This is a genomic window from bacterium (assembly GCA_030654305.1).
GTDB lineage: Bacteria > Krumholzibacteriota > Krumholzibacteriia > LZORAL124-64-63 > LZORAL124-64-63 > PNOJ01.
In genome coordinates, this window is record JAURXS010000537.1 from 1 (window position 1) to 4,910 (window position 4,910).

Below are 4,910 nucleotides of genomic sequence, written 5' to 3' on the forward strand. Positions count from 1 at the left end.
GATCGCGCAGCGGAACGTGGAGCGGCGCGAGCTGGCCCTGGAATCCCAGGTGATGGACGAGCAGGTGCGGCTGCGGCTGTCGGCCTGGATCGACGGCCGCATCAACCTGGCGCGGGACCTGGCGGAACTGGCCGCCGCCGAAGCGCCCCTGGACAGCGCCCGCTTCGCCGCCCACGCCGTGCGCATCCACGGCCTGGCGGCGGGCTTGCAGGCGGTCAACTACGTCGACACCGGGCACGTCATCCGCATCATCGTGCCCGCAGCCGTCAACCGGCCGGCGTTGGGCGCGGACCTGGACCTGCACCCCTCTCCTGGCGTCCGCGAAGCGGTGCAGAAGGCCGCGACGACCGGAGAAGTGGCAAGCTCGCCGGTCATCGAGCTGCTGCAGGGCGGGCGGGGATTCGCCACCTACCACCCGATCGCCGGGGCCGACGGCCGCCTGCTGGGGTTCGTCAACGGCGTCTTCAGGATCGACATCCTGGTCGAAGCCTGCCTGGCGGAGCCCCGCCTGTACGAGCGCTTCCGCCTGGACCTGGTGGACGACCTGGGGAACGCCGCCTACCGCTCCGTCGCGTCCGGCGATCCGCAGGCGTGGCCTTACGCCGCCAGCGGGTCGGTCCGCATCGTCGACCGCGACTGGAAGCTGACGCTGGCGCCGCTGCCCGCCTACGCGAGCGGCAAGACCACCGCGGAGCAGCACGCCATGTCCATCGGCGGCCTGCTCCTGGCGCTGGTGCTCGCCCTGACGCTGCGCGCTTTGCTGCGCCGCCACGCGGCGCTGCAGGCGAGCCGCGCGGCCTACCAGCTGCTCGTGGACAACCTGTCGGACATGCTCGTGAAGGTCGACCTGGAGGGGCGCTTCCTCTTCGTCAGCCCCTCCTACTGCCGGATGTTCGGGATGCAGGAGCAGGAGCTGCTCGGGCAGGACTGCATGCCCCTGGTCCACGAGGACGACCGGGAATCGACGAGCCGCGCGCTGGCGCGGCTGCACGAACCGCCGCACACCAGCACCCACGAGCAGCGGGCGCTCACCCGGGAGGGCTGGCGCTGGATCGGCTGGACGAATTCCGCGGTGCTGGACGCCAGGGGCCGCGTGACGGAGATCGTGGCCGTCGGCCGCGACATCACGCGCCGCCGCGAGCTCGAGGAGCAGCTCGCCCTCTCGCAGAAGATGCAGGCGGTCGGCCTGCTGGCCGGCGGCATCGCCCACGACTTCAACAACATCCTGCAGGCGATGCGCAGCCACCTCCACTTCGTGGAGGAGGAGACCGCCCCCGAGTCGCCGGTGCGCGACGACCTGGTGCAGATCGACCGCAGCATCCAGCGCGCGGCGACCCTGACCCGCCAGCTGCTGGCCTTCAGCCGCCAGCAGGTGCTGCACACCGAGGACCTCGACCTGAACCACGCCGTGACCGACATGCTGAAGCTGCTGGGCCGGGTCATCGGCGAGGACGTGACCCTCGATTTCCGCCCCGAGCCCGAGCTGCGCAGCGCCCACGCCGACCTCGGCCAGCTCGAGCAGATCCTGCTGAACCTCTGCGTGAACGCGCGCGACGCCATCGACGGCGCCGGTTCCATCACGATCGCCACCGCGAACCGCGACATCGACGCCGAGTTCTGCGAGCAGAACGCCTGGGCCCGTCCCGGCCGCTGGGTCGAGCTGACGGTCAAGGACGACGGCCGGGGCATGGACGAGGAGACGCAGCGCCGCATCTTCGACCCGTTCTTCACCACCAAGAAGATGGGCCACGGCACGGGCCTCGGCCTGGCGACGGTCTACGGGATCGTGCGCCAGCACGACGGCCTGGTGCGGGTCGAGAGCAAGCCCGGGCGCGGGGCCGCGTTCAGCATCTGGCTGCCGGCGGGCGAGAAGGCGGCGCCGGTCCCGGCGCCGGTCGTCCCGGGCGCGGTGCCGCGGGGGCGCGAGACGGTCCTGGTGGCCGAGGACGACGAGGCCGTGCGCGAGCTGGCCACCCGGGTGCTGGTGCACGGCGGCTACAAGGTCGTCACGGCGCGTGACGGCGAGGAGGCGGTGCGCCTCCACGGCGAGCGCCGCGGGGACATCGCCCTGGTCATCCTGGACGTGGTGATGCCCAAGCTCGGGGGGCGCGAGGCGCGGGCCCGCATCCTCGAGCAGGCCAAGGACGTGCGCATCCTGTTCGCCACGGGCTACGATCCCGACACCGTCCACGGCCGCCTCGACGACGTCCGCGGCGCCGACATCCTGTCGAAGCCCTACGAGCCGGACGAACTGCTGCGGCGGGTGCGCAAGGCCATCGACGGCTGAGCGGCCGCCGCCGCCGGTTTTCATCGAATTTTCACACGATCCGCACCCGATCTTCACGGCCGGGAGCGATCCTGTGTCCACCGCCCCCGGGACCATGCCGGCCGGGGCGCAACCGCTGTGGAGGTCGACGTTGAACAAGAAGATGGCCGGTTTGCTGATGTGCCTGACCGTCGCCGCGGCCGCCGCCGGCGTCGCCGCCGCCGCCGACCTGACTGGTGCGGGCGCCACCTTCCCCTACCCGCTCTACGCGCAGTGGGCCGACTCCTACAAGAAGCTGACCGGCGTGGGCCTGAACTACCAGTCGATCGGCTCGGGCGGCGGCATCGCGCAGATCAAGGCGCAGACCGTCGATTTCGGCGCCTCGGACGCGCCCCTGACCAAGGCGGACCTCGACGCGGCCGGACTGGTGCAGTTCCCCATGATCGTCGGGGGTGTGGTGCCGGTGGTGAACCTCGAGGGGATCGCCCCGGGCGCGCTGAAGCTGTCGGCGGCGCTGCTGGCCGACATCTACCTCGGCGGCGTGAAGAAGTGGAACGACCCCGCCATCGCCGCCCTGAACCCGGGCCTGGCCTTGCCCGCGCGCGACATCACCGTGGTCCACCGCGCCGACGGGTCGGGCACGACCTGGATCTTCACGAACTACCTCGACAAGGTCTCGCCCGCCTGGCACGGCAAGGTCGGCTGCGGCAAGGAGGTCGCCTGGCCCGCCGGCGTGGGCGGCAAGGGCAACGAGGGCGTCGCCGCCTACGTCCAGCGCATCAAGGGCTCCGTCGGCTACGTCGAGTATGCCTACGCCCTGCAGAACAAGCTGACCCACATCCTGCTGGAGAACCACGCCGGGAAGTTCGTGGCGCCCACCCAGGCGTCCTTCCAGGCCGCGGCCGCCGGCGCCGACTGGAGCGCGGCGCCCGGCCTGTACCTGGTGCTCACCGACCAGCCCGGCGACGCCAGCTGGCCGATCACGGGCGCCTCGTTCGTGCTGATCCACCGCGAGCAGCGCGACGCCTCCCGCGCGAAGTCGCTGCTCGACTTCTTCGCCTGGTGCTTCGCCGAGGGCGACGCCGCCGCCAGCAACCTCGACTACGTGCCGATGCCCGACGACGTGGTCGCGCTGGTCGAGACCGTCTGGCGCAGCGAGGTGAAGTCCGCGGGCTCAGCGGTCTGGAAGTGAGCGGCCCGCAGGGGATTCCGCGATGACGGACCGCCGCGCGACCGCGGCGACCCCGGAACGCCGCCACCCGCGACCCTGGGGGGACCCCCTGTTCCGCAGCCTCGCGGCGGCGGCGGCGGGGTTCTTCCTGTTGCTGACCGGGGCGATCCTGCTGGAGCTGACGCGCGGCTCGTCCCTATCGCTGGCGAAGTTCGGCCCTTCCTTCCTGTGGAGCACCGCCTGGAACCCGGTGACCGGGGACTTCGGCGCCCTCTCCTCGATCGCCGGCACGCTGATCTCCACGGCCATCGCCATGGCGCTGGCCGTGCCGCTGTCGCTGATCATCGCGCTGTTCCTGGTCGAACTGGCCCCGCCCGCGGTCTCGAAGCCGGTGGGAGCGGCCATCGAGCTGCTCGCGGCGGTGCCCAGCATCATCTACGGCATGTGGGGACTGTTCGTCTTCGCGCCCCTGATGTCCGACCACGTGCAGCCCTTCCTGTCGGACCACCTGGGGTTCCTGCCGCTGTTCCAGGGGCCGCCCATGGGCATCGGGATGCTCACCGCGGGCATCATCCTGGCCCTGATGATCCTGCCGTTCATCACCTCGGTGATGCGCGACGTGCTGCGGATGGTCCCGCCGGTGGTCAAGGAGGCCGGCTACGGCATGGGCAGCACCGTCTGGGAGGTGGCCCGGCAGGTCACCGTGCGCTACGGCGCGCGCGGCATGGCCGGCGCCTGCCTGCTGGGCCTGGGGCGCGCGGTGGGCGAGACGATGGCCGTGACGTTCGTGATCGGCAACAACCACCGCGTCGGCGCGTCGCTCTTCGACGCCGGCAACACCATCGCCTCCGCCCTGGCCAACGAGTTCGCCGAGGCGGCCGACCCGCTGTACCTGTCGGCGCTGGTCGAGCTGGGGCTGGTGCTCTTCCTGATCACCTTCGCCATCCAGGGCCTGACCCACGCCTGGATCCGCCGGCTTGAGCGCAGCGCCGGCAGGGGGCAGTGATGCAGGGGGCCGTGATGCGAGGAGATGAGATGCGGCGCCGCCACGCCCGCGGCCGCAAGGCCGCCGACCTCGCCGTGCGCACGGCCGCGAGCCTGGCGGCGTTGCTCGGCATCGGCGTGCTGGTCCTGATCCTGGCCGAGGTGGCCCGCCGCGGCGCGCCCGCCCTGAACCTCGCCTTCTTCACCTCCCTGCCCGGCCCGCCCGGGGTGGAGGGGGGGGGGCTGGCCAACGCCATCCTGGGCACCCTGGCGCTGACGGCCGCGGCGACCCTGATCGGCGTGCCCCTGGGCATGCTCGCGGGCGTCTATCTCTCCGAGTTCGGGCGCGAAACGCGGCTGGGGGCGGCGGTGCGCTTCTGCGTGAACGTGCTGATGGGGCTGCCCTCGATCCTGGTGGGCCTGTTCGTCTGGACCGTGCTGGTGGTCCCCTTCCGCAGCTTCTCCGGCCACGCCGGCGCGGTCGCGCTG

The 4,910-nt window shown here is 71.9% G+C and carries 4 protein-coding genes; all 4 read left to right on the top strand.

All coding sequences use genetic code 11. The features are described from left to right. On the top strand, positions 1 to 2,287 hold a 2,287-nt coding region (locus tag Q7W29_14980), incomplete at its 5' end, for a PAS domain S-box protein (protein ID MDO9173125.1). 157 nt (positions 2,288 to 2,444) lie between these two features. Continuing rightward, complete coding sequence (pstS, locus tag Q7W29_14985) at positions 2,445 to 3,458, top strand: phosphate ABC transporter substrate-binding protein PstS (GenBank protein MDO9173126.1); 1,014 nt, start codon at positions 2,445 to 2,447, stop codon at positions 3,456 to 3,458. 22 nt (positions 3,459 to 3,480) lie between these two features. Further along, a complete protein-coding gene (pstC, locus tag Q7W29_14990; protein MDO9173127.1) occupies positions 3,481 to 4,443 on the top strand; it encodes a phosphate ABC transporter permease subunit PstC in 963 nt (320 codons plus the stop codon). 29 nt (positions 4,444 to 4,472) lie between these two features. Next, the coding region (locus tag Q7W29_14995; GenBank protein ID MDO9173128.1) for a phosphate ABC transporter permease PtsA at positions 4,473 to 4,910 on the top strand (438 nt) is incomplete at its 3' end.

Excerpts from the sequence above, each read along its gene's own strand:
- pstS (MDO9173126.1), top strand. The coding sequence starts at position 2,445 with ATGTGCCTGACCGTCGCCGCGGCCGCCGCCGGCGTCGCCGCCGCCGCC.
- pstC (MDO9173127.1), top strand. The coding sequence starts at position 3,481 with ATGACGGACCGCCGCGCGACCGCGGCGACCCCGGAACGCCGCCACCCG.